Origin of the sequence: Streptomyces sp. NPDC001848 (genome assembly GCF_042891915.1) — a bacterium.
In the GTDB taxonomy this organism is placed as follows: domain Bacteria; phylum Actinomycetota; class Actinomycetes; order Streptomycetales; family Streptomycetaceae; genus Streptomyces.
Genome location: NZ_JBIATP010000003.1, coordinates 186,629 through 213,546, shown reverse-complemented (window position 1 = coordinate 213,546; position 26,918 = coordinate 186,629). Strand labels below are relative to the sequence as shown.

Here is a 26,918-nt window from a genome sequence, read left to right as displayed (position 1 = left end):
ACGGCGGGGGCCGGGGGCGCCGTCCCCAGGCGCGTGATCAGCGCTGGTTTGGTGACCGGCCCCGCCGCTCCGTAAAATTCCGCGTTCGAAAGCGAGCGCGGTCGGAGCGCTGCGCGGGTGAGCGAGGAACGGCAGCGCGATGACCTTGACAGAGGACGGCCCGGTGGGCGGCTCGGCGGCCCCGGACGAGGTGTCGTACGGCCCCGGCATCGACCCCGAGCGCCTGGCCGTCTGCCTGAGCGTGCTCGAGGAGCTGGACAAGCTCGACGTCGACCACCCTGACGCGATCAAGGTGCGCCGCGCCACCTCGCACATCTACCGCACGGTCAAGCAGCGCCGCCGCCAGGAGCGCCGCGCCGCCAAGACCGCGCACGACAAGGCCGTCACCGAGGCCACCGCCACCGGATCCGCGCAGCGCATCGACGACGAGACCGAGGGCATCCTGCCGTCGTCGCGGACCGAGACCGGGCAGATCGCGGGGATACTCCAGCGCCCCCGCTCCTGCTACGTCTGCAAGGCCCGCTACGTCGAGGTCGACTACTTCTACCACCAGCTCTGCCCGCGGTGCGCCACCGAGAACCGGGCCCGCCGCGACGCCCGCGCCGACCTCACCGGCAAGCGCGCCCTGCTCACCGGCGGCCGCGCCAAGATCGGCATGTACATCGCGCTGCGCCTGCTGCGCGACGGCGCCCACACCACGATCACCACGCGCTTCCCGAACGACGCGATCCGCCGCTTCAAGGCCCAGCCGGACAGCGACGAGTGGATCCACCGGCTGAAGATCGTCGGTATCGACCTGCGCGACCCGGCCCAGGTGGTCGCCCTCGCCGACTCCGTCGCCGCCGAGGGACCGCTGGACATCCTGATCAACAACGCGGCGCAGACCGTGCGCCGCTCCCCGCAGGCCTACAGCGAACTGGTCGCCGCCGAGTCCGCCCCGCTCCCGGCGGGCGAACTGCCGGCCGCCGAGGTCATCGGCACGTTCGGCTCCGGAGCCGTGGCCGCGCTGCCCGTGGCCGGCGGCGGCGCGCTGACCGCGCAGGACGTCACCGACCTGGCGCTGGTCTCCGGCTCGGCGTCCCTGGAGCGCATCGCGGCGGGCACGGCGATCGACGCGGGCGGCCTCGTGCCCGACCTGCACGACACCAACAGCTGGGTGCAGACGGTGGAGGAGGTCACGCCCGTCGAGCTGCTGGAGGTCCAGCTGTGCAACTCGACGGCGCCCTTCATCCTGATCAGCCGCCTGCGCCCGGCGATGGCGGCGTCCAAGGCCCGCCGCACCTACATCGTGAACGTCTCCGCCATGGAGGGCGTCTTCAACCGCGGCTACAAGGGCGCCGGCCACCCGCACACCAACATGGCCAAGGCCGCCCTGAACATGCTCACGCGCACCAGCGCCCAGGAGATGTTCGAGAAGGACCGCATCCTGATGACCGCCGTCGACACCGGCTGGATCACCGACGAGCGCCCGCACCCGGACAAGGTGCGCATGGCGGACGCCGGCTTCCACGCGCCGCTCGACCTCGTGGACGGCGCGGCCCGGGTATACGATCCGATTGTGCGCGGCGAGCAGGGCGAGGACCTGTACGGCGTCTTCCTGAAGGACTACGCGCCGGGCAAGTGGTGAGCCCGGAAGCGGCCCGAAGGCGGTGACGCGGCGCCCCTGACGCGTCATCCGGCGTCGGCCGGGAACTCGTTCGCGACGAGTACCGCGCTAGGAGGTCCCATGTCCACTCCACATGAGATCGATCCCCGCGCCGCCGGCGATCCCCGCAACGTGTACCCGAGCGACGAGCAGTTCTACATGTCCGACCGCCCGGCGGACTGCGTCCTGCCGGAGGACCGGCCGCGCGGCGGCGGCCCCGCCGAGCCGGTGAGGCACCGCGGGACCTGGACCACCGTTTGGTTGATCGTCGGCATCGTCCTGCTGATCATATTCGGGATCGCACTGTTCCCGTGAGGGCCACCGCGTGCGCCCCGGAGGCCGAGGCCCCCGGGGCGCACGCCTGAGCCTGCGAAAAACTGTTCGCTACGGCGTCGACCCGGCGGCTAACGTCCGTCATGCCCTGGCTCCCCGCTGCTCCGGATCTCCCGGCGCACCCATGAGAACCAAGGAAGGCGGCCGACGTGACCGTCCCGAACGTCCTGCTGTCCGGTGTCGTCGGGTCCACCGCGTACGGGCTCGCCCACGAGGGCTCCGACGTGGACCGGCTCGGCCTGTTCGCGGTGGCCACCGAGCGGCTGCACGGACTGCACCCGCCGAAGGAGTCCCATGTCACCACCGCCCCGGACCGCACTCTGCACGAGGCCGCGAAGTGGTGCCGGCTGGCGCTCGGCGGCAATCCGACCGCGATGGAACTGGTATGGCTCCCGGACGAGTTGTACGAGGTGCGCACCGCGCTCGGCGACGAGCTGATCGGCATCCGGACGTCCTTCCTGTGCGCCAGGCGCGTCCGCGACGCCTATCTCGGCTACGCCACCCAGCAGTTCCGTCGCCTGGAGTCCCGCGGGGACGGCTCCTTCTGCGCGGGCACCCGCGGACGCACCGCCAAACACGCCCGCCACCTCAAGCGGCTCTGCCACCAGGGCCTGGAGCTGTACACCACCGGCCGCCTGACCATCCGCGTGGACAATCCGCAGGAGTACCACGAGTTCGGCGAGCGCGTGGCCACCGACCCGACCCTCGCGCTGCCCCTGCTCCGGCGCTGCGAGAACGCCTTCGGCGAGGCACGCGCCGCGCTGCCGGAACGGCCCGACGAGAGGGCCGTCGAGGCATGGCTGCGCCGCGTCCGCGCCCACTTCTACCCGCCCGACGGGTGAGCTCGCGTCCCGGCCGACGGGACCTGAACCGCACCGCGCGCGCCGGTCCGTACACCTGCCGTACCGGTATGCAGTTCGAGGAGGGGACCGAACGGGTGGCCGTGAACCGCACCGAACACCGTCAAACCGGAAGAAAAAAGGGTCGTGTGGTGCCGCACGACCCAAGACAGTTACATGGTTGTTTCAGCCCCATCGAGCGGGAGCGCGCTCATTTGGTTAACCTGAGGTGTACGGACAGCCATTGGGGTCCTACCCACACCCACGGTCCGTCCCGGGGCAGGCCGGTCATCACGGCCTGCTCCCGCACGAGTTGCCGGCGCCACCGCGTCCGACCTTTTTGACTCATACCCGACCGGACGTCGAGGCACAGCGGCACACTGGACCGGAACGTCCTGAGGGTTACCCGACACATAAGGAGTGCGCGGTGACACCGGAGAAGACGCATCACGAACAGTGCCCCAAGGAACGCGTGGAGCGCGGGGCCCGTCGTACCGAGAAGAAGCTCGGCAGCCTGGACGTGTGGGCCCGTTCCGCCCCCATCCGGCTGGCCGGCTACGAGGACGACCTCGCCGAGCCGCACATCCTGCCGAGTGTGGACTGACCGTCGTGCTCGCTGACGGCATGGGCGTGCCAGACTCGCGCCCATGCTGATCAGAGAAGCCGCGGCCGACGACTGGCCGCGCATCTGGCCGTTCTGGCACCGGATCGTCGCCGCCGGGGAGACCTACACCTGGGACCCCGACACCACCGAGGAAGCGGGCCGCGCCCTGTGGATGGCGTCGGCCAAACGTGTGTACGTCGCCGAGGACGACACCGGAGCGGTAGTCGGCTCGGCCTATGTGACGCCCAACTACGGCGGTCCCGCGGCCGGTATCGCCAACGCGGGCTTCATGGTGGACCCCGATCGCGCCGGACAGGGCATCGGCCGCGCTCTCGCCGAGTACATCCTGGCCGCGGCGAAGTCCCAGGGCTACCGGGGCATGGTCTTCAACGCGGTCGTCGAGACCAACCCCGCGGTGGCGCTGTGGACGTCCCTCGGGTTCACGATCGTGGGCACCATCCCGGACGCGTACGACCATCCCCGGTTCGGGAGGGTCGGGTTGCACGTCATGTACCGGGCGTTGTAAGGGCGCTTCCCACGGCGCATGTGTCGATCCCGTCCGGAGGGGGACTCGGCGCACCGTGAACGCGAACGACGACGCACCTCAGCACCCCGGACAGCAGCACCCCCAGCCGGAGTTCCCCCAGCAGGACCAGCCGCACCCGGGCTGGACCGGCCCGATGGACCCGCCGCCGGACCACGGGGAGGAGTCGTACCGCGGCAGCGACCTCCTCGCGGACCGGAAGGCCGTCATCACCGGTGGCGACTCCGGGATCGGGCGCGCCGTCGCACTCGCCTACGCGCGGGAGGGAGCCGACGTCCTGTTCACCCATCTGGAGCAGGAGAGCGGCGAGGCCCGCGAGACGGCGCGCCTGATCGAGGACGCGGGCCGCAAGGCGGTCCCGGTGTCCTGCGACATCCGTGACGAGGAGCAGTGCGACCGGCTGATCGAACGGGCCCTCTCCGAGTTCGGGCGCATCGACATCCTGGTCAACAACGCCGCGTACCAGATGGCCCAGTCCGACGGCATCCAGGCCATCAGCACCGAGCAGTTCGACCGGGTGATGCGGACGAACCTGTACGGCATGTTCTGGCTGTGCAAGAAGGCACTGCCGCACATCCCGCCCGGCGGGTCGATCATCAACACCACCTCGGTACAGGCGTACAAGCCCAGTCCGCACCTGCTCGACTACGCCACGACCAAGGGTGCCATCGTCACCTTCACCCAGGGCCTGGCGCAGATGGTCGCCGCCGACGGCGTCCGGGTGAACGCGGTGGCCCCCGGGCCCGTGTGGACCCCGCTGATCCCGGCCACGCTCCCGGACACCACCGAGTTCGGCAAGCAGGCACCCCTGGGCAGGCCCGCCCAGCCGGCCGAGATCGCTCCGGCGTACGTCTTCCTCGCCTCGCAGCACGCGAGCTACATCACCGCCGAGATCGTCAACGCCACGGGCGGCACACCGCTGCCCTGACCCGCCCGCGCTTCGACGGCCCGCCCCGGGGAACTCGGTGCGCCATGAGTGATCACACCGGCACGCAGACGTCGTACTGGATCGAAACGGCGCCCGGAGTTCCCCGGCCGGCCCTCAGCGAGGACATCACCGTCGACGTGGCCGTCGTCGGGGGCGGGATGGCGGGCCTGAGCACCGCCTGGGAGGTGGCACGCGGCGGCCGCAGCGTGGCGGTGCTGGAGGCCGACCGCCTCGCCGAGGGCGTCACCGGGCACACGACCGCCAAGCTCACCGCGCTGCACTCCCTCGTCTACCAGCGGCTGCGCCGCACCCGGGGCGAGGACGGCGCGCGGCTGTACGGCCGGTCCCAGCTGGAGGCCATCGGCCGCGCCGCCGAACTGGTGGACGAGCTCGGCATCGACTGCGAGTGGGAGACCGCACCGGCGTTCACCTACGCGACGGACGACCGTGCCTCCGAGCTGCGCGCCGAGGCGGAGGCCGCGCGCGAGGCCGGACTGCCGGCCGAGTTCGTCACCGACACGGACCTTCCCTTTCCCGTGGCGGGCGCGGTCGGGGTCGCCGACCAGGTGCAGTTCCATCCGCGCAAGTATCTCCTCGCACTTGCCGAGGCTCTGGAGCGCGGCGGCGGACAGCTGTACGAGCACACCCGTGTGGTCGGGCTGCACGAAGGCGAACCCTGCCGTCTGACCACCGAGGCCGGGCACACGGTCACCGCACGGGACGTCGTGGTCGCCACCCACTACCCGATCTTCGACCGCGCGCTGCTCTTCGCCCGGCTCTCCCCGCGCCGCGAGGTCGTGCTGACGGCCCCGATCGACGCCGGACGCGCGCCGCAGGGCATGTACATCACCCCCGAGGAGAACACGCGGTCGGTACGCACCGCTCCGTACCGGGACGGCACGCGTCTGCTGATCGTCACCGGCGAGCACTTCACCCCGGGCACCTCCGACACCGGGGAACACCTCACCCGGCTGGCGGACTGGGCGACCGCGCACTTCGGGCCACTGGAGTTCCGGCACCGCTGGGCCACTCAGGACAACGACTCATCGGACACCGTGCCGCTCGTCGGCCCCCTGCACGCGGCGAGCCGCCACACCTACGTCGCCACGGGCTTCGGCGGCTGGGGCCTGAGCGGCGGTGTCATGGCGGGGCTCCTGCTGTCCGCGCTGATCGACGGGCGGGAGCCGCCCTGGACGGGGTTGTACGACCCGCGCCGGGTCGGCACCGTCCTGCGGGAGGCGCCCGCCTTCCTCAAGTACCAGGCGAAAGTCGCCCAGCACTTCGTGGGTGACCGGCTGGCGCCGTTCCTGGAGGGCGGTTCGGTCGACGACGTCGCCCCGGGCGACGGCGCGGTGATGCGCGTCGGCGGCCATGTGTGCGCGGTGTCCCGGGACGACTCGGGGCAGCTGCACGCGGTGTCGGCGCGCTGCACCCACCTGGGCTGCCTCGTCGCCTTCAACCGGGCCGAGCGGGCGTGGGAGTGCCCCTGCCACGGTTCGCGCTTCGACGTCGACGGACGCGTCCTGCAGGGCCCGGCCACACGGCCGCTGGAGCAGCGGGACGTCTGAGACGCCCAGCCACGCCCATCCACGCCTTCGACCGCCCGCCCATCCACGACGTCGGCCCGCCCCCGCGTCGGCCCACGGGCATCGGAGCGCGGCCCACGGGCATCGGGCGGACGCCGGGTTCACGCCCCGCCGTCCGCCCCCGTCCGTGCACAGCTGATGCAGCGGTCCGTGTGCGGTACCGCCAGCAGACGGTCGCGGCCGATCTCGCCACCGCAGGAGGCACAGCGGCCGAAGCCGGGCGCCCCCACCCGGGACAGCGTGGTGAGGATCCGGTCCAGCAGCGTCCGGGCGCGCGCGGTGTCCGTGCGCAGGGCCTCGAGGGCGGTCGCCTTCGCGCTCGCGTCGCCCGCGTCCAGGTCGCAGTCGGCGGACAGGGCGGACATCTGTGCCTCGGCCGCCGCGAGCTCCACGCGCAGCGCGTCCGCCTCGGCGGTCAGCCGCTCGGCGATGTCACGCCGGTCCTCGGTCGACAGTTCCTTCGTCGGCATGGGTATGTCACCTCGGGCTCGGTCCTCAGTCCTCGGTTCTCGGTCCTCAGGACGGTCATGGCTTGAGCAGGGTCTTGACCATGCCGTCCTCCTTGGCCTGGAACATCGCGTAGGCCTTGGGGCCGTCCTCGAGCGGCATGGCGTGCGTCTTGAATCCGTCCACGCCCAGCGGGTCCTCGTCCGTGAGCAGGGGCAGGATGTCGTCCACCCAGTTCCAGACGTTCGCCTGGCCCATGCGCACCTGGACCTGCTTGTCGAACATGGTCAGCAGGGGCATGGGGCTCGCGGCCCCGCCGTACACACCGGAGATGGAGAGGGTGCCGCCGCGGCGTACCAGGTCGATGGCCGTGTGCAGGGCCCCCAGCCGGTCCACCCCGGCGTGCTCCATCAGCGGCTGCGCCACCGCGTCGGGCAGATGACCGGTCAGCCACTGCGCGGCCTTGGCGAACGGCGCGCCGTGCGCCTCCATGCCCACGGCGTCGATCACGGAGTCCGGTCCCCGCCCGCCGGTCAGCTCCCGAACGGCCTCGGTCAGGTCCTTGCCGCTGTGCCGGCGCAGGTCGAAGCAGGTGACCCCGTGCGCCGCGGCGCGCTCCAGCCGCTCGTCCACCAGGTCCACGCCGATGACCAGACCGGCGCCCCGGTGCCGGGCGATCCGGGTGCACATGTCGCCGATGGGCCCGAGGCCCAGGACGGCCACGCTGCCCCCCTCGGGCACCGCCGCGTACGCCACCGCCTGCCAGGCGGTCGGCAGCACGTCGGACAGGTACACGTACCGGTCGTCCGGCGGCCCCTCGGGCACCTTGATGGGCAGCTTGTCGCCGAACGGCACCCGCATGAATTCCGCCTGCCCGCCCGGCACCTGTCCGTACAGCTTGGTGTAGCCGAACAGGGCGGCGCCGGTGCCGCGCTCCCGGACCTGGGTCGTCTCGCACTGCGAGTGCAGGCCCTGGTTGCACATGAAACAGTCACGGCACGAGATGTTGAACGGGATGACCACGCGGTCACCTGGTTTGAGCGTGCGGACCTGCGGTCCGACCTCCTCGACGATGCCCATGGGTTCGTGGCCCAGGACGTCGCCCGGGTCGATGTAGGGGCCGAAGAGCTCGTACAGGTGGAGGTCGGAACCGCAGATCCCGCTTGAGGTGACCCTGACGATGATGTCGTCGGGCTTGTCGATCCTGGGGTCGGGGACGGTCTCCACGCGCACGTCGCGTCGGCCCTGCCAGGTCAGTGCTCGCATGCTCTGCTCCTCCGGTCGTACCGCATGCCGGAATCGGCACCGGTCCCGTCGGGGACCGGGCTCCCGGTCCGAGTCCCCGGGGCGCCGGGTTCGACACACCGACGTGGCGGCCCACGGCGGTCACACCCGGGAGGCGAACCGCTCCCAGACGCGGTGCTTGGTCAGCAGCCCGCTGATCTGCTCCAGCGCGCCGGAACCGGTCTCGGCCGTCACCACTCCCGGAGCGTCCGTGGGCACACCGGCCGCCCGAAGCGCGGCCTCGGCGCCGGCCCAGCCACCGATCGCCTTGCCGTGCCGGAAGGCCTCCGCCAGCATCAGCAGCACCCGGGGATCGACGCTGCTGTCGGCTCCGGGCTCCCCGGCCTTCGCGTCGCGCGAGCCGTACGCGTCGGGGGCGGGTGCCGGGGCGCCGGCCAGCAGCACGGCGTCGTACTCGACGGACCGGGCGGTGGTGAAGCTGCGCTGGACGGTGACGGGCTCGCCCTCCGGGTCGAGCTTCCCGCCGGTGGGAGCGATGATCAGTGGCACCATGCCCGCGCTGAACACCGCGTCCCGCACCGTGCGCAGACCTTCCAGGTCGGTGCTGCCGTCGGTGACGACGCCGATGACGCGCCCGTCCAGCGGCCAGACGTCGCCGACCTGCGACAGGGCGGGACTGGGGTCGAGGGCGACGATCGGCACGGTGGCCTCGGGCGCGGGCAGACCGAGGCCGGCGGCGACCTGTTCGCACAGCTCGGGGTCGATGTTGGCGAGGACCCGCAGCCCTCGTTCCTTGACGGCCTGTTCGTAGCATTTGCCGAGCTCGAAGGTGTAGGCGGCGACCAGGTGTTCCCGCTCCACCGGGCTCAGGCTCAGCCAGAACATCCTCGGCTGCGTGAAGTGGTCCGCGAAGGACGCCGGGGACGTACGGGTCTTCGTCGCCTCGGGGATCCGCACCGGGGTCTCGACGTACGCGTGGTCGCCCGCGCCCGCCGTGAACGGGCAGCCGCCGTCGAGGGAGTTGGGCCGGTAGGGGGCCACCCCCGTGTGCACGGCGGTCTGGTGCATGCCGTCGCGCAGCATGTCGTTCACCGGGGCGTGCGGGCGGTTCACCGGGATCTGCGCGAAGTTCGGTCCGCCCAGGCGGGTGATCTGGGTGTCCAGGTAGGAGAAGAGGCGGCCGGCCAGCAGCGGGTCGTCGGTGATGTCGATGCCGGGCACGAGGTGGCCGGGGTGGAAGGCGACCTGCTCGGTCTCGGCGAAGAAGTTCGACGGGTTGGCGTTCAGCGTGAGCAGGCCGACGGGCTGCACCGGTGCCAGTTCCTCGGGGACGATGTTCGTGGGATCCAGCAGATCGATGCCCTCGAAGGTCTGTTCGGGGGTGTCGGGGAAGGTCTGGATGCCCAGCTCCCACTGGGGATACGCGCCCGCCTCGATCGCGTCGGCCAGGTCGCGCCGGTGGAAGTCCGGGTCCGTTCCGCCGATGAGCTGGGCCTCCTCCCACACCAGGGAGTGCACGCCGAGCTTCGGCTTCCAGTGGAACTTCACCAGCGTGGTGGCGCCCTCCGCATCGACCAGCCGGAAGGTGTGGACACCGAAGCCCTCCATCATCCGGAACGAACGGGGAATGCCCCGGTCGGACATGTTCCACATCGTGTGGAACGTGGCCTCGGTGTGCAGGGTGACGAAGTCCCAGAACGTGTCGTGCGCGCTCTGCGCCTGCGGGATCTCCCGGTCGGGGTGCGGCTTCGCGGCGTGGACCACGTCCGGGAACTTGATCGCGTCCTGGATGAAGAACACCGGGATGTTGTTGCCGACCAGGTCGAAGACGCCCTCACCGGTGTAGAACTTGGTCGCGAAACCCCGGGTGTCGCGCACGGTGTCGGCCGACCCACGGGAGCCGAGCACCGTGGAGAACCGGACGAACACCGGTGTCTCCACGTCCCGCTGCAGGAAGGCCGCCTTGGTGACGTTCGCGGCCGTGCCGTAGCTCTGGAACACCCCGTGCGCGGCGGCACCGCGGGCGTGGACGACCCGCTCGGGGATGCGCTCGTGGTCGAAGTGGGTGATCTTCTCACGCAGATGGTGGTCCTGAAGCAGGACGGGCCCGCGCGCACCGGCCTTCAGGGAGTGGTCCGTGTCGTGGAGGCGGTTGCCCTGCGCGGTCGTGAGGTAGGGACCGCCCTGGGCCCGCGCCGTCGTGTCCGCGTCCGTGGGGCGGCCGGTCGGGCTGACCGCCGCCGGGGTCGTCTGGTCGGGCTTGGGCGGCAGCGGCGGCCTCGGCTCGGTCGGCTCCGCCACCTCGGGCGGTTCGGCTCCGGGCCTGCCAGGGATGGCGCCGTCCGTCCGCCCGTCGCCCCGTAGCGCGTCGACCACCTTGTCCTTCATCCCTTTGACCGGGTTCTCGCTCATGTGGTTGCCGCCTTCCGGGCGTGTCGTCCACGCGGCGACGGGTCGCGGAGGGGGACGCCCTCCGGCGCCCGTGGAGGAAGCGCCGCGCGCTCGCGTTCGCTTGCCCCGCCTGGGTACCCACGCCCTCCTCGGTGAAGCGTGTACAGGGCAGCCAAATGACCCGGCCGTTTCCCTCGTCCCGGCCGTTCCCCCGGCCCTCAGTCCTCGCCCCGGACGATGTTCTCCTCCGGGCCGCGGCGCGGCCAGGGCCGCTTCCCGTCGTCGACGGCCGGGACACAGGTGCGCAGGCCGTTCTCGCGCGGGCGGCGGGCCTTCGCCCAGCCGGTTTCAGGCGGACGGACCACGGGCTTCTCACTTGGCTGTGCGGTCACGACAGTTCATCTTCTCTCTGCATCCTCGAGCGCCGGTCCCCGTCTCGCCGGGGTCTCACGGCGCTTGCTGACCGAGTCCCCAGCGACGGCCCGGGGAAACGGCCTCACGTCCCACGAGCCACAACGCGCGACAACACCCTGCGCGCAGCGGTGGGAACGACCGGGTGAGGCGTCGGGTTCGCCGGGTACCCGGCGGCCGAGCGCGGTGACCGGCACCGCAGCGATGCGCGAAGGGAGACATGATGGCCCAGCACGTACGCGACATCATGACCGCCGCACCCGTGACGGTGGAACCGCGGACCCCGGTGGCAACCGTGGCCCAGGTGATGCGCGACCAGAACATCGGCGCGGTCCTCGTGACGGAGGGCGACCGGCTGCGTGGGCTGGTCAGCGACCGCGACCTGGTGGTGCGCACGGTCGCGGAGGGGGCGGACCCGCGGGAGACCACGGTGGATCGCGCGTGCAGCGGCGACCTGGTCACCGTCAGCCCCGAGGACGAACTGGACCGCGCGGTACGCCTGATGCGCGAGCACTCCGTGCGCCGTGTCCCGGTCGTCGAGAACGGGGAGCCCGTGGGCATCGTGTCCCTCGGCGACCTGGCCATCGAGCGGGACCCGGAGTCGGCGCTCGGTGACATCAGCGTCGCGAAGTCCAACCGGTAAGCCCACCAGCAAGCAGGGTGGTCAACCGGCCGGCTCGGAGCGTGGGGCGGCACCCCGGCTCAGCGGTGCGGTGCGCCGCCAGGGCCGCAGGGACTCCAAATGGCTTGCCACCGCGAGGAGTTCGCGCTCCGAGCCCGGCCGTCCCACCAGTTGCACCGCGCAGGGCGCGCCGCTCGGGAGGGTGTCGAACGGGACCGACATCGCGGGCCAACCCGTGAGGTTCCACGGCGGAGTCATGGGGGAGTAGGCGGTGTTGGCCAGCACGTTGCGCAGCCAGCCGCGCTCGTGCCAGGCATCGGCGACCGGGCCGCGGCGGGCGAGCGTCGGGGTGAGCAGCACGTCGTGCGTGGCGAAGAACGGTTCGAGGAGTCGGCGCAGCTGTTCGCGGCGGTCACCGGACCGCACGTTCCCCACGAAACGCCGCCCCACCGCCGCGTGCACCCGGGTGCGCCGGGCCAGCCGCCGCCGGTCGAGGCCCTCGGCGTCGACCGCCGTACCCGCCGTCCAGTGCGCCAGCGACGTCGTGCCCAGCCACCAGGGGTACGGCGGCTCGTCCGGACGCACGTCATGACCCGCCCTGGCCAGCAGTGCGGCCGCCGCGCGGGCCGCGTCCGCGTACGGGCGGCTCACGTTCACGCCGAGCAGGGGACTGCGCAGGGAGAGCGCGATCCTTCGCGGCACGCTCCCCGGCGCCCGATCCGCCCCTGTCCCCGCCAGGACGTCGAACATCAGCCGCGCGTCCTCGACCGTCGTCGCCAGCGGCCCGTTCTCGGACATCCCGAACCAGTCGCCGTTGCCGATCCCCGCAGGGACCGTCCCGTGCCCCGGCTTGAGGGTGACGAGGCCGCAGTTGGCGGCCGGGATGCGCAGCGACCCCATCCCGTCGTTGCCGAGCGCGATCGGCACCATCCCGGCGGCCACGGCCGCCGCGCTGCCGCCGGAGGAGCCGCCCGCCGTGCGCGTCAGGTCCCACGGGTTGCGGGCGGTCCCGTGCACCCCTTCCGTGGTACCGAAGACACACAGCTCCGGCACGTTGGTCAGACCGACCACCACGGCGCCCGCCGCGCGCAGCCGGGCCACCGTGGCATGGTCCTGCTCGGCGGGTGCGTCGGGGGTGGCGGCCGAGCCGTTGCGAGTCGACTCGCCGCGCACCGCCAGATTGTCCTTGACCGCCACGGGAACGCCGGCCAGTGGCAGGCCGGCCAGATCGGCGCGCGCCGCCAGCTCGTCGGCCTCGGCGAGCGCCGCCTCCGTGCGCACCCGGCGGAAGGCGCCGACGCGGCCGTCCAGCTCCTCGATCCGTGCGAGGTGCTCGGCCACCACCTCCCGCGGGGTGGCCCGCTTCTCCCGTACGGCGGCGGCTATCTCGGCGGCGGTCCGGCCGACCCAGCTGGTCACGGGTGCTCCCTGTCGGTGCTCGGCGTGTTGACGCATGAACGTACTGACGAGTACGAGCAGCACTGTGCCGTGCGGGCGGCGCCACGTCGAGAGCACGGGGCAGACCTGTCACCGGCGTCACCCCCGGACCGCACGCCCGTTCCTCAGCCGTCGGCCCGCCGCACCTCCAGCAGCAGCGCCTGGTCCGGGTTGAGGTTCGGCATGGGCAGTCCGGCCACCGTGAGCACCGCACCCGGCAGCGTCAGCCAGTCGTCGAGCGCCGCGGTCAGCCACGCCGGGCCGGAGGTCTGGTGGAAGGACGGCAGCCCCAGCTCGGTGCGGACCCGTACCCGGTAGTCGGCCTCGGCGGAAAGTCCGGGCAACCGGACCCGCCCGGACTGCCCTTCGGGGGAGGTGGCCACCCGGGCCCAGCAGTAGAGCGCGGCCGTACCGTCGTGCGCCACGACCCCGTGCAGCAGGGTCGCGTCACCGGGGAGGTCGGCGCGGACCGTGCGGCCGCCGTGCAGCAGGGGCCGCAGTTCGCGGTAGAGCCCGGCCCAGGCGGTGAGCCGGGCGAGTTCTTCGGGGGTGCACCGGGTGATGTCCTGTTCGATACCGGCGTGCCCGAACAGGGCCGTGGTCAGCCGGAAGGTGTCGGAGCTGACCCGGGCGGTGGTGTGACTGGTGGCGGCGCCGACGTGGGCGCCGATCAGCTCCGGCGGCAGCAGTTGCGCCGTCCACCGCTGGATGGCCTGACGCTCCACCGGATCGTTGCAGTCCGAGGCCCACACCCGGTCGGAACGGGCCAGGATGCCGAGGTCCACCCGGCCGCCACCGCTGGCGCAGCTCTCGATCTCCAGCCCCGGGTGGCGCTCCTTGAGGGCGTCGATCAGCCGGTAGAGCGCGAGGACCTGGGCGTGCGCGACCGGGCGGTCGGCGGGGCCGTGGACGGCCTCGTGCAGCTCCCGGTTGTGGTCCCACTTCAGATAGGCGATGCCGTACTTCTCCACCAGGGCGTCCAGCGCACTCAGCAGGTAGTCCCACACCTGAGGGTTGGCCAGGTCCAGGACGTGCTGGTGCCGCGAGGACGGGCCGACGCCGCGCGCCGGGCCGAGCACCCAGTCGGGGTGTTCCCTGGCCAGGTCGGAGTCCAGATTGACCATTTCCGGCTCGACCCACAGCCCGAACTCCATGCCGAGCGAGCGCACATGGTCCACCAGCGGCGTCAGCCCCTCGGGCCACACCACCGGGTCCACCGTCCAGTCGCCCAGCCCGGCGTGGTCCGAGCGGCGCCCGCGGAACCAGCCGTCGTCGAGCACGAAACGCTCGACACCGACCTCGGCGGCCTTGTCGGCCAGCCGCAGCAGCCGGTCCAGGTCGTGGTCGAAGTACACCGCCTCCCAGCTGTTGAGGATCAGCGGGCGGGGTGTGCGCGGATGGGTGGGCCGGGACCGCAGCAGGGTGTGGAAACGGTCCGCGAGCCCGTCGAGGCCCTGATCGGACCAGGTGAAGTGGCAGACGGGCGTGGTGTACGACTCGCCGGGGGCGAGCCGGATCTCCCCGGGACGCAGCAGCTCTCCGGCGCCGAGCACCGCGGCATGGGTGCCCGCGCCCTCCGGCAGCTGCTCCACCAGGTACCGCTGGTCACCGCTCCAGGCGAGGTGCACGCCCCACACCTCGCCCCGGCGGAAACCGAACCCCGGCACACCGACCGCCACCAGGTACGGCGAGTCCAGGCCGGGTTTGCCCCGTCGCACCTCCCGGGTGTAGGTGCCGAAGCCCAGCGGGCGGCGCTGCGGGGAGCGCTCCCGGCTCCACTTGCCGGTGAAGTCCAGGATCTCCGCGGCCCGGCGGGGCAGTGGCAGCAGCGTGGTGACCTGCGCGAGGTCGTACGGCTCCGGGGCGGCGTCCGGTCGGCGGCCGATCCGGGTCTGCACGCCGAGGACACCGGAGGGCTCCAGGCGGTAGGTGACGGTGACGTCGAGTCCGGCTCCGGGGTCGGTCAGGTCCAGGGACAGCTCCCCGCCCTCGACCTGCGGCCGGTACGACGTTCCGGCCAGGCCGAGCCGCGGTGCGGCGGTGGTACCGGCCAGATGGCCCTGGTGGGCCGGGGTTCCCGACCAGCCGTCCGCCTCGGTGGGCCAGACGGTGAAGCGGCGCGGGATGTCGATGGAGTTGTTCAGCACGGCGGGTTCGCCGGTCAGGGCGAGCGCCGCCAGACCGGCCTCCGGCAGCTCCCCGAGGTCGGCTCCCCAGTGCAGGACTCTGGGCACCGGCTCGGCGAGCTCCACGACGAGTGAGGTGCCGGCCGCGCGCAGGGCCAGGATCCGCGCGGTGGTGTCAGGCATGCAGAGTCCTTTCATGGATCCGGCCCGCCGGACGGACCCTGGTCGGGGGCCGCGTCCGGCGCCCGGACAACCGGTTGCCTTCGGTGGTTCAGTTCTTCGCGAGCAGCGTCCTGCTCTTGTCCCGCATGTCCGTGAACACGGAGTCGTCCTTCTGACCGGCGAAGTACGCCTCGAACAGCGGCTCCAGCGCGTCCTGGAGGGCGGCGCCGTTGCCGTAGACCGGGGAGGGGTAGAGGATCTTGTTCTTCATCATGTCGGTGAAGACGGACAGGTCCACACCCTTGGCGGCCAGCGCCTTGGCCGAGGAGTCCATGGCGGCTGGGATCGACGGGAAGAATGTACCTGTCTGCGAAGCCTTGGACTGGCAGGACTCGGAGCCCATGTACGAAACCCACTGCCAGGCCAGGTCCGGGTTCTTGGTGCCGGCCCAGATGTTGTTGCCGTTGGAGTTGCTCAGCACGGCCCGGGTCTTGCCGTCGGGGCCGTAGGGGGTGGGTGCGATGCCGACCTTCAGGTTCGGGATCTTCACGAAGGTGGCCGCCTCCCAGGAACCGGCGCTCTCCATGGCGACCTTGCCGGACGACAGCAGGTCCACGTCACTGACGCTGTTGGCGAAGTCACCGATCTTCGGTGCGTAGCCCTTGTCCGTCAGCGAGCGGATCCAGTCCATGGTCTTCACGAACCGCGGGTCGGTGTAGTTGAACACCGACGGCCAGGTGGGCTTGTCGCCCAGGCGCCAGCCCGTGGTGTCCACCAGCGGGCTCCAGGTGGTCTGGCCGATGAAGTCCTTGGCCGCGACCTGCCCGTAGCCGTAGGTCTTGACGTGCGACTTGTCGAAGCCCGTTTGGTCGCCGCGGCGTCCCTTGGCGTCGACCGTCAGGTGGGCGATCATCTTGCCCAGGGTGCCGCCGTCGTCCGGGTTCCAGTTCAGCGAGTCGACGTCCTTCTTGCTGTACCCGGCCTTGGCCAGCGCGTCCGCGTTGTAGTAGATGCCGGTCGCCGCCCAGTCCAGTGGCAGCGCGTACTGCTTGCCGTCGGTGAACTTCCAGGCGTCCACGCCGACCGAGAAGCGGGACAGGTCGAACTTGTCCTTGGCGATGAAGTCGTCCAACGGCATCAGCTGGTGCTGGGAGGCGTACGCCTGGAAGAACTGGACGCTGTTCTGGAAGGCGTCGGGCGCGCTGCCGGCCACGAACCCGGCAGTCAGTTTGGTGAAGTAGTCCGCCACGTTGTACTGGGTGATCTTCACCGTGACACCGGGATGGGCCTTCTCGAAGTCCGTGGCGCACACCTGGTATGCCGCGGCCTGCTTGTCGTCCCAGGTCCACCAGTTGACGGTCTTGGCACCGCCGCTTGAGGAGGAGCCGGAGGAGCAGGCGGAGACGACTGCGGCGAGGGTGACCGTGGCGCCCAGCGCCACGGCCTTGCGCAGGCCCATGACTTTTCTCATCGTTCCTTCTTTCCTTCAGGACCCAGGGGCGGGGGACGGCACCCCTGGCGGACGGGACGACGTCTTCAGAAGCGCGCCGAACGCGCTCAGTGCGGTGGCCAGGTCCTCGGGACCGCCGGCGTCATGGCCGTTGAACTCCCACAGCCGCAGCTGCTTGGGTCCGCCGTAGGCGTGGTACGCGGCGATCGCCGTGACCGGCGGGCACACCTCGTCGCGCAGCCCGGCGGAGAACCAGGCCGGGGCCGTGGCCCGGCGCGCGAAGGCGAGCCCGTCGAAGTAGCTCAGCGTGTCGAAGGTCTGCTCGACCAGGTCCCGCCGGGCGGCCAGATAGCCGATGATCTCGGCATAGGGGTGCGCGTCGGTGAGCCGGGTGGCCTGCCGGATGTCGCACAGGAACGGCGCCTGGAAGTGCGCGGCCGCGAGACCGGGTACGAGTCCGGCGACCGCGAGTGCGATGCCGCCGCCCTGGCTGGGGCCGACGACGGCGACCCTGGCGGGGTCCACCAGGTCGGTGCGGCCGCGCAGCGCCTCGACCGCGCGGACGGCGTCGGTGAAGACCCGCCGGTAGACGTAGGTGGTCCGGTCCTGGATGCCCCGGGTGAGGAAGCCTGGATACGCGGGGCCGCTGCCGACCGGGTCGGGCGTGCCGCCGCCGCCCGCCCAGGCGCCGCCCTGACCGCGGGCGTCCACCAGCAGATGGGCGTATCCGGCCGAGGCCCACAGCAGGTCGTCGATGGGGGCGCCGCGTCCGCTGCCGTAGCCGTGGAACTGCACGACGGCGGGCAGCGGGCCGGTCCGCCGGCGGGGCATGCGCAGCCAGCCGCGGACCGGGTGGCCGTCGAAGCCCGGGAAGACGGCGTCGAAGACGTCCACGGTCTCCAGTCCGGTCGCCACCGGCGTCAGGTCCAGCGCGGCCTCATGCCGGGCGCGGGCCTCGGCGAGGGTGTCCTTCCAGAAGACCTCGAAGTCGGTGGGCTCCCGGTAGGCGCTGCGGTAGGAGAAGAGTTCGGGCAGGTCCTGCTCGGTCAGCACGGCACCGGCTCCCCTCGCGGGCACAGGTCCGCGTCGAGGGTGACCTGCGTGCGGGCCGGGACGCGTAGCTCGACACGGCGGTCCCGGTGGCGGACCCGGACCGGCTCGGCGTCGTCGCCGGCGAGCCGGCGCACCGTGACCGAGGTCAGCGAGCCCCCGCTCCAGGCGAAGTCGGCCGCTAGGCCGCCACGGCAGCGCAGGTCCGTGGCCTCGCCGTCCGGCCACTCGGCGGGCAGTGCGGGCAGCAGGTGGAGGGTGCCGGTGTGGCTCTGCAGCACCATCTCGGTGAGAGCGGCCATGAAGCCGTAGTTGCCGTCGATCTGGAAGGGCGGATGGGTGGAGAAGAGGTTGGGCAGCAGCCCGCCCCACTGGGAGCCGTCCACCGGGGCGTCGGTGCCGGGGTCGCCGTCGAGCGGGCGGCTCGCCTCCAGCAGCAGACGGCGCGCGGCCCCGGCGTCGCGCAGCCGGGCCCGCAGGGCGATCTTCCATGCCCAGGACCAGCCCATGGCACCGGGACCGCGGTGATCGAGCACCTTCCGCGCCGCGTCGGCCTGTTCGGGCGTGGTGTCGGGGTCGACGAGGCCCAGCGGATGCACGGCGACCAGGGAGGAGAGGTGACGGTGGTGCGGGTCGGCCTCCGGCAGGTCCTCGGCCCACTCCTGGAGCCGGCCGTCGGCGGAGATCCGCGGCGGGCGCAGCCTGGGCAGCGCGGCGCGGATCTCGTCGGCCGGCGGGGTGTCCACGCCGAGGATCTCGGCCGCTTTCAGGACGCGCTCGAAGGTGGCCCGGGTCAGCGCCATGTCCATCGCCGAGGAGCGGGTCAGCGACCTGGGGGTGCCGTCGGCGTCCAGGAAGAGGTTCTCGGGGGAGGTCGAGGGGAGGGTGTCCAGGTACCCGGTGCCGTCGTCGGTCAGCCAGTCGAGCAGGAACTCGGCGCAGCCGCTGAGCAGCGGCCACGCCCGCTCCCGGAGGAAGCCCAGGTCGCGGGTGAACTCCCAGTGGTCCCACAGGTGCTGGGACAGCCAGGCGCCGCCCATCATCCAGATCGCCCACGAGGGGTTGCCGTGACCCATGCCGACCGGCAGTGCCCAGCCCCACATGTCGGTGTTGTGGTGTGCCACCCAGCCGCGGGCGCCGTACAGCTCGCGCGCCACCTCGGCGCCCTGGGCGGAGAGCCGGTCGAGCAGGTCGAACAGTGGCTCGTGGCAGGGGGAGAGGCCCGCCGCTTCGGCACCCCAGTAGTTCATCTGGGTGTTGATGTTGATGGTGTAGTTGGACGACCAGGCGGGGCGCAGGTCGGCGTTCCAGATGCCCTGGAGGTTGGCCGGGGGACCGGTGTGCGGGCGGGAGGCGGTGGCCAGCAGATACCGGCCGAGCTGGAACAGCACGGTCGCGGTGAGGAGTTCGTCGTCCCCGCTGAGGATGTCGCGCGCCACGTCGTGGGTGCCGCCGCGACGGGCGCCGATGCGCAGGGCGGTGTCGCCGAGGAGGCCGCGGATGTCGGTTTCGTGAGCCTTGAGCAGGCCATCGGCGCCCCGGAGGGCGGCGCCCGCGGCCGTCCGGGTCGCGGTCTGAAGGTGGGTGGCGCGGTCCGCGGTGGGCTGTCCGTGCCAGTGGCGGGCGGCGTTGGTGGAGCCGGCGAGGGTGACCAGGGCGTGCGAGGCGCCGGTGACGAGCAGGGTGCCGTCCGCCACGGTCACCTCGCCATCGGTGCTCAGGGCGAGGGCGAGCGCGCCGAACGGGTCGTAGCCGTCGACGGGTCCGTCGGCGTACCGCAGCGGTTCGGCGACATCGGGCTCGTGGGCGGGTGCGCCGTCCACCGGTATCTCCACACCCAGCAGGAGTCCGCGGACCGAGGCCGACCGGTGAACCTCCCGCAGCGGGGTGGACAGGTCGACGCGCAGATCCACGGTGCCGCCGGCCGCGTCCATCGTCGTGCAGACGGTGCCCGTCACGGCGTCGGCCCAGACCCGGCGGTGGACCGCCGTGCCGTCGAGGACGAAGCGTTCCTCGGCGACCGCCGTGTCGAGGTTGAGGGTCCGGCCCTGGTAGGCGGCCCGCTCGCCGCCGGACACGGTCAGCCACAGGTCGGCGTAGGGCAGGTACTCCTGGCTGTAGGGCCCCTCGAAGGCCATCAGCAGGGCCTCGGCCCGGTCCTGGTCGCCGGAGCGGAGCGCGGCGCGCACCTCCTCGAGCCGCCGCGGTCCGGCGCCGGCCGCACGGACCGCGGCGAGGGCGGCGGCCGGGCCGCCGGGGGTGCCCGACCACACGGTGGAGTCGTTGAGCTGGATCCGGGCCCGGTGGGCGCCGCCGAAGACCATCGCGCCGAGCCGGCCGTTGCCGACGGGCGCGGCCTCGGACCACCCGGCCGCGGGCGCGGGCCACCGCAGCACCAGGTCGGTGGAGTGCATGGCTGTGCCTTCCGATCGAGGTGGAGAGCCGGTCACTTGAGGCCGGAGAAGCCGATGGAGTTGACGACGCGCTTGCCGAAGGCGATGAAGAGCAGCAGCATCGGCAGCGCCGCGATCAGCGCGGCGGCCATCAGGCCCGCCCAGTCCGGTGCGGCCTGTGGCGAGGACTGCTTGAAGACCCCCAGCGCGAGGGTCAGGGGCTGCACGTCTTGACCGTTGGTGATCAGCAGGGGCCAGAAGTAGTCGTTCCAGGCGTTGACGAACATCAGCAGCGACACGGTCGCGAGGGGCGCGGACGACATCGGCAGGATGATCCGGAAGAAGATCCGCAGCGGTCCGGCGCCGTCGATGATGGCGGCCTCCTCGACCTCGCTGCTCAGGCCGAGCATGAACTGCCGAAGGAAGAACAGCGTGAACGCCTGGAAGAGCGCGCCGGGCAGGATCAGCCCGGCGAAGGTGTTGGTCAGCCCGAGGTCCTTCACAAGGACGAAGTTGGGCAGCAGCGTGAACACACCGGGCACCATCAGGGCGCTGATCAGGACGTTGAACACCAGGTTGCGGCCGCGCCAGTGCAGCCGGGAGAAGGCGTATGCGGCGCACGCGGAGAACAGCACGATCAGCGCCGTCTGCACGGACGCGTAGATCAGCGAGTTGCGCAGGTACAGCGCGATGTCGAGGGAGGCGCCGGAGCCGCCCTGCGCCTGGGCCTCGGCGGTGGAGGCGATGCCGAGGGCCCGCTCGAACGCGCCCCAGGTGAAGCCGACCGGCAGCGGGGAGGAGGGGTCGGTGGCCAGCTTGTAGTTGTTCGACAGCGCGGTGCGCAGGATCCAGTAGAACGGGAAGAGGGTGGCCACGACGATGACGCCGAGGTAGATCCAGGCGGCGATTCTGCCGGGTGTGAGCCTGCGGGTGTCCTGGTGGGGACGGTGGCGCGGGACGGCCGCCCGGCCGGGTGCGAGGGTGACGGCCACGTCGGCCTCCTTCAGTTCAGGTCGGACTCGCCCGCGCGGGCGAGCCGCAGCTGGGTGAAGGTGACGGTGATGAGCAGGGCGAACAGGGCCAGCGACAGGGTGGCGGCGTAACCGAAGTCGAACTGCCGGAAGGCCTTGTCGTAGATGTACATCTGCAGCACGTTCGAGGCGTTGGCCGGCCCGCCCCTGGTGGTGACCTGGACGATGTCGAACACCTGGAAGGAGTTGATCACTGTGAGGACGACCACCATGACGAGGATCGGCCGCAGCAGGGGCACCGTCAGCCGGCGGAACATCTGCATCTCGCTCGCGCCGTCGACCCGGCCCGCCTCGTAGATGGTCGACGGGATGGTCTGCAGGCCGGCGAAGATCAGCAGAGCGTAGTAGCCCATCCACTTCCACACGCTGATCGCAGCGAGTGAGGGGATCGCCCAGCCTCCGCTGCCGAAGAAGTGGATCGAGTGGCCGGTCAGGTGCCTGAGCACGATGTTGACGACGCCGAGTTGCGGGTCGAGCATCCACTGCCAGACCAGGGCGGCGATGACGTTGGAGATCAGGAACGGCAGCAGGATCACGCCGCGCAGGAGCGACGACCGGGCCACCCGGTGCAGCACCACCGCCGTCACCAGGGAGATCAGGGTGCCGAAGCACACGGACAGGACGACGAAGTAGACGGTGACGAGCAGGGAGTGCCAGAAGACGTCGTCACCGAACATCTCCCGGAAGTTGGCCGACCCCACCCAGTTCGGCGGGCTGAGGACGTGGAAGTCGGTGAAGCTGAGGTAGATGCCGCGCAGGGTCGGATACGCGAAGAAGACCGCGAAGCCGGCCACGGCGGGGAGGATCAGCAGCAGGGCGGCCGGCAGGTCCCGGCGGCGGGCCGCCGCCGACCTGGTCGGCGTGTGGCGGCCCGGCTTGCGGATCTTGCGGGGCTCGCCCGGGCGGGCGGCCGTGGTGGCCACCGCGGCGGACGGCGGTGTGACCGGCGTCGTGGGGTTGCCCTGTGATGTGACCACCACGGCACTCTCCTTACATGGTCAGGCGGGCGGAAAACCGACGGACGGAATGATCAGAGGGTGATCCGGTCCACGTCGGACACGTAGTCCGAGGGGTTGCCGAAGCTGATCGTGTTGGTGCCCGCCTTCAGCTGCACCGGCACGGTGATCGACTGCGGGTGGCCCCAGATGTTGTCGTTGGTTCCCGGCAGCGGCAGTTGGAAGGACGTCCCGCCGGCGGTGACGACGACCGTGCGGCCGGAGGAGCCGTCGGTGTAGTCGAGCTTCATCAGGTAGGTGCCGTCCCTGGGCACGGTCACGTTGTTGACGGCGACCGAGCCGCTGTAGCCGAGGTTGCCGACCTTCTTGCCGCCGGAGCACTCGGAGCAGTCCGCGACGCTCGCGTTGCCGCTGAGGGTGTTGCCCGCCGCCTCGGCCTCGTAGGAGACAGGTCCGCCGGCCGCCGGCGTGGTGACGGGCACCGCCTTGCTCGGTGCGGAGGTGCGGCCGCTCGCATCGTGGGCGACCACGGTGAAGGCGTAACCGGTGGCGGCGCTCAGACCGCTCACGGTGGCGGAGGTGCCCGTGACGGTGGCGGCCTTCGCCCCGTTCGCGTAGACGTCGTAACCCGTCGTGGTGGTGCCGGAGTTCACCGCGTCCCAGGCGAGCGAGACGCTGGTGGCGGTGGAGGCGGTGCCGTGCACGGCGAGCGGGACGCCCGGGTGGCTGCCGGTGCTGCTCGGGGTCAGGCGCAGCAGGCGGGAGCCGTGCGGCGGCAGGTTGTCGGTGAAGGAGCCGCCGACCGAACCGAGGTTCTTGTGGCTCCACAGGTCGCGGACCGCGGCCTTGCCGCTGATGCCCAGGTCGCTCCAGTTCGCGGTCACGTCCGCGTAGCCACTGCCGAGGTTGAACAGCGCCACGGTGTAACTGCCGTCCGGGTTGCGGGCGTACCAGACCTGCTGCGGCGTGTTCTGGCTGACCGGCCTGGCCGGGTGGCCGGCCTGGTCGACCGCGATGACCTCGTCGTTGGTCAGCAGCTTCAGACCGTAGGAGTCGAGCTTGGTGAGGTCGTCACCCATGTACAGCGGCGCGGACTCGATGGCCCACAGCGTCATGTAGCTCTGCCGCTCGACGTCGTTGATGCCGTCCATGGCACCGACGCCCACGTCGAGGGAGTCGAGGTTGTTCCAGTGGCCGGGACCGGCGTCGGGTATCCACTGCACGACGTCGTTCCAGCGCTGCTTGACCGAGTTGTTCCAGGTGACCAGCGAGTCGCAGTAGCACTCGACGTCCGTGTCGACCCGCCACCCGTTGGAGTTGGCCTTCCAGACGTCGGCCTTGTTGTGGCTGAGCGCCCAGGACAGGATGAACTGGATGGGGCGCCCGGTGTTCTGCAGAGCGGTGTGCCACGCCTGGATGTCGGGCACGTTGTTGTGCGCCTCGTCGCCCTGGAAGGAACCGGGGCCCACTCCGTCGATCTTGAGGAAGTCCACGCCCCACCCGGCCAGTTCGTCGGCGATGGACTGGATGTACTTGGTGGTGCAGGGGCTGGCGAAGTTCAGCTGGTAGGAGACGTTGTCCCAGCCGCTGGTCTTGCGCAGGTCCGGGTAGACGATGTCCTTGGTGGTGCAGCCCGGCGCGTTGTGGATCGGGGTTCTGCCGTCGTTGTAGTAGTCCTGGTAGAGACCGACCGCCAGGTAGAGACCGAACTTCAGTCCCTTCCGGTGCAGGTAGTCCCCGACGTACTTCATGCCGTGCGGGAACTTCTTCAGGTCGGCGGTCGGACGGGCGTAGCCGTCCGAGACGTTCTTGCCGTTGTCGACGTTCCAGCCGGCGTCCACGTTGACGTAGTCGTAGCCGTGGGACTTCAGTTTCGAGGCCAGGACGTCGGCCTGTTGCAGCACATGGGACTCGGTGAGCCACTGCTCCCCGCCGTAGCCGGGGAAGTTGGTGGACTCGAGGCTCCAAGTGCTGTAACCCATGTACGGCTTGGCGGCCACGGCCGGGGCAGACGTGGCGCCGGAAGCCTGGGTGCCGGAAGCGGATGAGGGCGTCGCGGCCCATGCGGTGGGCGCGGCGAGGGCCACCGCGAGCGCCGTGGCACCGGCGAGTGTTCTGAGGCGTGGGGGTCGAGCTGGACGAGCCATGGATGTACTCCGTCTCGGCGCGAGCGCAAGCGGTCTTCCGCCTGAGGGATCTGGGGTGGTGGGAGCTCCCTCGGTGGTGGTCGTCCCGGAGCGCCACCGAGGGGGAAACACTGAGGACCAACGGGGAATGTGTGGTCACGCCCCTCCCCGGTGCGGACCCGTCCCGTCCGCTCCGACGAGGAGTGCGGCGAATGTAGCCATGGTTTCCTTCCAGCGTCAACATAGTCGGCGCACAGAAGTCCGATGTCTCCTGGAGTGGCATGTCCGGCACTTCCCCAGGGAATCCCTGCCTGGAGTTGGCCTTCGTCTGATGTCTTGCCCCGGCAGTGGGCGCAGGGCCCGTGCGCCCTGCGGAGATCTGGCCTTGTTTTAGTTTCCCTTGGAAATGTACGGTGCCCAGGTGAGCCTCGCCGACCTGCCCCCCGCCGCCGTGATGGTCTTCCAGACCCTGCTGGCGCACGGCCCGCTGAGCCGCGCCGACATCGGGCGGCGGACCGGGTTGACGCCGGGGGCCATCACCAAGGTGGCCACGCCCCTGATCGCCGACGGCTGGATCGCCGAAGCCGGCCGGCCCACCGGGGAGCGCGCCGGCGGCCGTCCGGCCACGCTGCTCGCCGTACGGCCCGGCCGCGCCCGGTTCGCCGGCGTGAAGGTCACGGGCGACGAAGTCATCGGCGTACTGGCCGATCTGACGGCCCAGCCGCTGGCCTCTCAGCGCTCCGCTCTCGGCTCACGTGACGTGGGCACCGTGGTGCTGGCGATCGCCCGGCTGGTGGACCGGCTACGGGCCGAAGCGGGCGTGGAGGGGGCCGACGCGCTCCACGGGGTCGGCGTCACCATCTCCGGCGACGTGGACGGCCAGACCGGGACCGTGCAGTACTCGCCTTTCCTGAACTGGCGCCGGGTACCGCTGGCTCAGCTGGTCGAGTCGGCCACCGGCACCCCGACGGTCATCGAGAACGACGTCCGGGCCCTGACCGTGGCCGAGCAGTGGTTCGGCGCCGGTGCCGGCCTGTCGTCGTTCGCCCTGGTCACCGTGGGTGCCGGCATCGGCGCCGGTCTCTCCATCGGCGGCCGGGTGGTCTCCGGGGCGCACGGCGTGGCGGGCGAGATCGGCCACCTCCCGGTGGGCGGCACCGACCGCACCTGCACCTGCGGCAACACCGGCTGCGTCGAAGCGGTCGCCTCCACCCACGCGATCACCGAGCAGGCCCGCCAGGCCACCGGCGACCCGGAGCTGACCATGGGCAAGGCGGTCCGGCTCGCCCATGGCGGCGACCCCGCCGTCCGGGCCGTCTTCGCCCGCGCCGGACATGCCATGGGCCTGGCGCTGGCCTCGGTCGCCAACCTCATCGGCCCGGAACGGATCATCATCTCCGGTGAGGGCGTGGCGTCCTACGACCTGTTCGCCGACCAGATCCGGCAGACCTTCGCAGACCACGCCTTCGGCGCCGCCGCGGACTGCGACCTCGTGGTCCGGCCGCTGCCCTTCGAGGAGTGGGCCCGGGGCGGCGCCGCGGTTGCGGCTCAGCGCGTCTTCGCTCCCGTCAAGCAGACGGCCCTGGCGCCTGCCGCGCGTCAGTAGGTGTCGTCGTCGCCGATCAGGTGCATCGCGGCCTCCTCGGCCGATGCCCCGGCGCCGTCCAGCCCGACGTCGGAAGCGACCAGGTCGGACTCGCTGTTCTCGCGAATGCCCTCGTCGGGTGAGACGAGCCGTCCGGCGCGCACATCGCCGACCTCGTCGTCGATGAGCTCGCCGTCCGTGTCCCAGGTGTCCCCGATACCGTCGCCGTCCGGGACACCGATGTCCGGTACCTCCTCGGCAAGGCGCTCGTCGAGACTCTCCCCGCGCTGTCTCTCCGACGCCGTGACGCCGGTGTGCTGCACTCCCCAGGGCCGCTCCGGCGGAGAGTACCCCTCGTCCAGAGCCTGGTCGCCGCCCCGGTAGTCCAGGGTGTCCGAGGCGTCCAGCAGCCCGGCGTCGTCCTGCACTTCGGAGCCGTCCGGCTGGTAGACCTCATCGCCCATCGCTTCGTCGGTCACGTGTGCTCCCTCTCTGTCCGTTCCTTCAGTTTCTCGCAGAATCCAGGCCGGAGGAGTGGTCCAGGACTGCACACTCCTGTCCTGAGCGTGCAGAGTTCACCGCGCGCCCGCCGCGGTCCGTTGCAGGGACGCCGTGCCCCCGTGGACCATGTGCGCCATGAGCGAAGCCGATGCCCCCGAGGGCCACCACCACGGCGTCCGGGGTCTTGTCCAACGGATGAACGAGCACCACCGGGACGCCGTCCGGCGCCGGGAGGAGGAAGAGCTGGAACGCGCGGCGGAAGACGCCGGTTTCGACCTGGGCGCCGACATGGCGCATCCCACGGTGGGTCCCGCCGCGGTCGGCTACGACGTCGAAGCCGATCTCGGACTGGACAACGAGCCGCCGGAGCTGCGCCGGTAGAGAGCCTCGTCGCAGTCGGCAGAGAGTCGTCGCAGCCGGTAAAGGGTCTCGTCGCAATCGGCGACAGCTGAGAACCGGCCGTTCGAAGCCGTGAGTTCCGCTCGCCGTGGTGGCGGGGTGGCGGG

At 71.4% G+C, this 26,918-nt stretch carries 23 protein-coding genes; 10 read left to right on the top strand and 13 right to left on the bottom strand.

The genetic code is table 11. The features are described from left to right. Positions 1–139 precede the first annotated feature (139 nt). From ACFYZJ_RS07165 to ACFYZJ_RS07135, 7 genes are all read left to right on the top strand, one after another. Positions 140–1,627 carry an SDR family NAD(P)-dependent oxidoreductase gene (locus tag ACFYZJ_RS07165; protein WP_388563766.1) on the top strand — a complete coding sequence of 496 codons (1,488 nt, stop codon included), beginning with the start codon at positions 140–142 and terminating at the stop codon, positions 1,625–1,627. Between the two features lie 99 nt (positions 1,628–1,726). Continuing rightward, entirely contained in the window at positions 1,727–1,960 is a 234-nt protein-coding gene (locus ACFYZJ_RS07160; protein ID WP_388563764.1) for a hypothetical protein, read from the top strand. A gap of 167 nt (positions 1,961–2,127) precedes the next feature. After that, positions 2,128–2,820, top strand: a complete 693-nt coding sequence (locus ACFYZJ_RS07155; protein ID WP_388563762.1) for a DNA polymerase beta superfamily protein — start codon at positions 2,128–2,130, stop codon at positions 2,818–2,820. A 424-nt stretch (positions 2,821–3,244) separates the two neighbouring features. Next, on the top strand, positions 3,245–3,421 hold the full coding sequence (locus ACFYZJ_RS07150; protein ID WP_388563760.1) for a hypothetical protein: 177 nt from the start codon (positions 3,245–3,247) through the stop codon (positions 3,419–3,421). A gap of 43 nt (positions 3,422–3,464) precedes the next feature. Then, on the top strand, positions 3,465–3,947 hold the full coding sequence (locus tag ACFYZJ_RS07145) for a GNAT family N-acetyltransferase (protein ID WP_388563758.1): 483 nt from the start codon (positions 3,465–3,467) through the stop codon (positions 3,945–3,947). Positions 3,948–4,002: 55 nt separating this feature from the next. Then, entirely contained in the window at positions 4,003–4,893 is an 891-nt protein-coding gene (locus ACFYZJ_RS07140; RefSeq protein WP_388563756.1) for an SDR family oxidoreductase, read from the top strand. Between the two features lie 44 nt (positions 4,894–4,937). After that, a complete protein-coding gene (locus ACFYZJ_RS07135) occupies positions 4,938–6,461 on the top strand; it encodes an FAD-dependent oxidoreductase (protein ID WP_388563754.1) in 1,524 nt (507 codons plus the stop codon). A gap of 119 nt (positions 6,462–6,580) precedes the next feature. Here ACFYZJ_RS07135 and ACFYZJ_RS07130 read toward each other — a convergent pair whose 3' ends face one another. The 4 genes from ACFYZJ_RS07130 to ACFYZJ_RS07115 all read right to left on the bottom strand — a co-directional run bounded on the left by ACFYZJ_RS07130 (position 6,581) and on the right by ACFYZJ_RS07115 (position 10,954). After that, entirely contained in the window at positions 6,581–6,949 is a 369-nt protein-coding gene (locus ACFYZJ_RS07130) for a TraR/DksA family transcriptional regulator (RefSeq protein ID WP_388563752.1), read from the bottom strand. 55 nt (positions 6,950–7,004) lie between these two features. Continuing rightward, a complete protein-coding gene (locus tag ACFYZJ_RS07125) occupies positions 7,005–8,192 on the bottom strand; it encodes an alcohol dehydrogenase catalytic domain-containing protein (protein WP_388563750.1) in 1,188 nt (395 codons plus the stop codon). Positions 8,193–8,312: 120 nt separating this feature from the next. After that, on the bottom strand, positions 8,313–10,583 hold the full coding sequence (locus ACFYZJ_RS07120) for a catalase (RefSeq protein WP_388563748.1): 2,271 nt from the start codon (positions 10,581–10,583) through the stop codon (positions 8,313–8,315). 197 nt (positions 10,584–10,780) lie between these two features. Beyond that, entirely contained in the window at positions 10,781–10,954 is a 174-nt protein-coding gene (locus tag ACFYZJ_RS07115; RefSeq protein WP_388563746.1) for a hypothetical protein, read from the bottom strand. 242 nt (positions 10,955–11,196) lie between these two features. Here ACFYZJ_RS07115 and ACFYZJ_RS07110 point away from each other — a divergent pair, with 242 nt between their 5' ends. After that, positions 11,197–11,616, top strand: coding sequence for a CBS domain-containing protein (locus tag ACFYZJ_RS07110; RefSeq protein WP_388564528.1), 420 nt, complete (start codon positions 11,197–11,199; stop codon positions 11,614–11,616). A gap of 21 nt (positions 11,617–11,637) precedes the next feature. Here ACFYZJ_RS07110 and ACFYZJ_RS07105 read toward each other — a convergent pair whose 3' ends face one another. From ACFYZJ_RS07105 to ACFYZJ_RS07070, 8 genes are all read right to left on the bottom strand, one after another. Then, positions 11,638–13,014, bottom strand: a complete 1,377-nt coding sequence (locus ACFYZJ_RS07105; protein ID WP_388563744.1) for an amidase — start codon at positions 13,012–13,014, stop codon at positions 11,638–11,640. Between the two features lie 143 nt (positions 13,015–13,157). After that, positions 13,158–15,341: an alpha-galactosidase gene (locus tag ACFYZJ_RS07100; protein ID WP_388563742.1), complete on the bottom strand. Its 2,184-nt coding sequence runs from the start codon at positions 15,339–15,341 to the stop codon at positions 13,158–13,160. Between the two features lie 88 nt (positions 15,342–15,429). After that, positions 15,430–16,791 carry an ABC transporter substrate-binding protein gene (locus ACFYZJ_RS07095; RefSeq protein WP_388563740.1) on the bottom strand — a complete coding sequence of 454 codons (1,362 nt, stop codon included), beginning with the start codon at positions 16,789–16,791 and terminating at the stop codon, positions 15,430–15,432. 15 nt (positions 16,792–16,806) lie between these two features. Next, entirely contained in the window at positions 16,807–17,823 is a 1,017-nt protein-coding gene (locus ACFYZJ_RS07090; RefSeq protein ID WP_388563738.1) for an acetylxylan esterase, read from the bottom strand. After that, complete coding sequence (locus ACFYZJ_RS07085; RefSeq protein WP_388563736.1) at positions 17,817–20,234, bottom strand: glycoside hydrolase N-terminal domain-containing protein; 2,418 nt, start codon at positions 20,232–20,234, stop codon at positions 17,817–17,819. Before ACFYZJ_RS07085 ends, ACFYZJ_RS07090 begins: the two co-directional genes overlap by 7 nt. Before the next feature lie 32 nt (positions 20,235–20,266). Further along, positions 20,267–21,205, bottom strand: a complete 939-nt coding sequence (locus ACFYZJ_RS07080; RefSeq protein ID WP_388563734.1) for a carbohydrate ABC transporter permease — start codon at positions 21,203–21,205, stop codon at positions 20,267–20,269. 11 nt (positions 21,206–21,216) lie between these two features. Then, complete coding sequence (locus ACFYZJ_RS07075; protein WP_388563732.1) at positions 21,217–22,224, bottom strand: carbohydrate ABC transporter permease; 1,008 nt, start codon at positions 22,222–22,224, stop codon at positions 21,217–21,219. 50 nt (positions 22,225–22,274) lie between these two features. After that, a complete protein-coding gene (locus ACFYZJ_RS07070; RefSeq protein ID WP_388563730.1) occupies positions 22,275–24,347 on the bottom strand; it encodes a fibronectin type III domain-containing protein in 2,073 nt (690 codons plus the stop codon). A gap of 400 nt (positions 24,348–24,747) precedes the next feature. Here ACFYZJ_RS07070 and ACFYZJ_RS07065 point away from each other — a divergent pair, with 400 nt between their 5' ends. Then, on the top strand, positions 24,748–25,932 hold the full coding sequence (locus ACFYZJ_RS07065) for an ROK family protein (RefSeq protein ID WP_388563728.1): 1,185 nt from the start codon (positions 24,748–24,750) through the stop codon (positions 25,930–25,932). Here ACFYZJ_RS07065 and ACFYZJ_RS07060 read toward each other — a convergent pair. Then, positions 25,926–26,375, bottom strand: a complete 450-nt coding sequence (locus ACFYZJ_RS07060; protein WP_388564527.1) for a DUF5709 domain-containing protein — start codon at positions 26,373–26,375, stop codon at positions 25,926–25,928. The two genes, ACFYZJ_RS07065 and ACFYZJ_RS07060, sit on opposite strands and share 7 nt — an antisense overlap. A 172-nt stretch (positions 26,376–26,547) precedes the next feature. Between ACFYZJ_RS07060 and ACFYZJ_RS07055 the strand changes: the two genes are divergently transcribed. Further along, positions 26,548–26,793, top strand: coding sequence for a hypothetical protein (locus ACFYZJ_RS07055; RefSeq protein WP_388563726.1), 246 nt, complete (start codon positions 26,548–26,550; stop codon positions 26,791–26,793). Positions 26,794–26,918: the final 125 nt, after the last annotated feature.

Coding starts and splice junctions, on each gene's coding strand:
- ACFYZJ_RS07165 (WP_388563766.1), top strand. CDS start 140: ATGACCTTGACAGAGGACGGCCCGGTGGGCGGCTCGGCGGCCCCGGAC.
- ACFYZJ_RS07160 (WP_388563764.1), top strand. CDS start 1,727: ATGTCCACTCCACATGAGATCGATCCCCGCGCCGCCGGCGATCCCCGC.
- ACFYZJ_RS07145 (WP_388563758.1), top strand. CDS start 3,465: ATGCTGATCAGAGAAGCCGCGGCCGACGACTGGCCGCGCATCTGGCCG.
- ACFYZJ_RS07135 (WP_388563754.1), top strand. CDS start 4,938: ATGAGTGATCACACCGGCACGCAGACGTCGTACTGGATCGAAACGGCG.
- ACFYZJ_RS07130 (WP_388563752.1), bottom strand. CDS start 6,949: ATGCCGACGAAGGAACTGTCGACCGAGGACCGGCGTGACATCGCCGAG.
- ACFYZJ_RS07125 (WP_388563750.1), bottom strand. CDS start 8,192: ATGCGAGCACTGACCTGGCAGGGCCGACGCGACGTGCGCGTGGAGACC.
- ACFYZJ_RS07120 (WP_388563748.1), bottom strand. CDS start 10,583: ATGAGCGAGAACCCGGTCAAAGGGATGAAGGACAAGGTGGTCGACGCG.
- ACFYZJ_RS07110 (WP_388564528.1), top strand. CDS start 11,197: ATGGCCCAGCACGTACGCGACATCATGACCGCCGCACCCGTGACGGTG.
- ACFYZJ_RS07100 (WP_388563742.1), bottom strand. CDS start 15,341: ATGCCTGACACCACCGCGCGGATCCTGGCCCTGCGCGCGGCCGGCACC.
- ACFYZJ_RS07095 (WP_388563740.1), bottom strand. CDS start 16,791: ATGAGAAAAGTCATGGGCCTGCGCAAGGCCGTGGCGCTGGGCGCCACG.
- ACFYZJ_RS07085 (WP_388563736.1), bottom strand. CDS start 20,234: ATGCACTCCACCGACCTGGTGCTGCGGTGGCCCGCGCCCGCGGCCGGG.
- ACFYZJ_RS07070 (WP_388563730.1), bottom strand. CDS start 24,347: ATGGCTCGTCCAGCTCGACCCCCACGCCTCAGAACACTCGCCGGTGCC.
- ACFYZJ_RS07060 (WP_388564527.1), bottom strand. CDS start 26,375: ATGGGCGATGAGGTCTACCAGCCGGACGGCTCCGAAGTGCAGGACGAC.
- ACFYZJ_RS07055 (WP_388563726.1), top strand. CDS start 26,548: ATGAGCGAAGCCGATGCCCCCGAGGGCCACCACCACGGCGTCCGGGGT.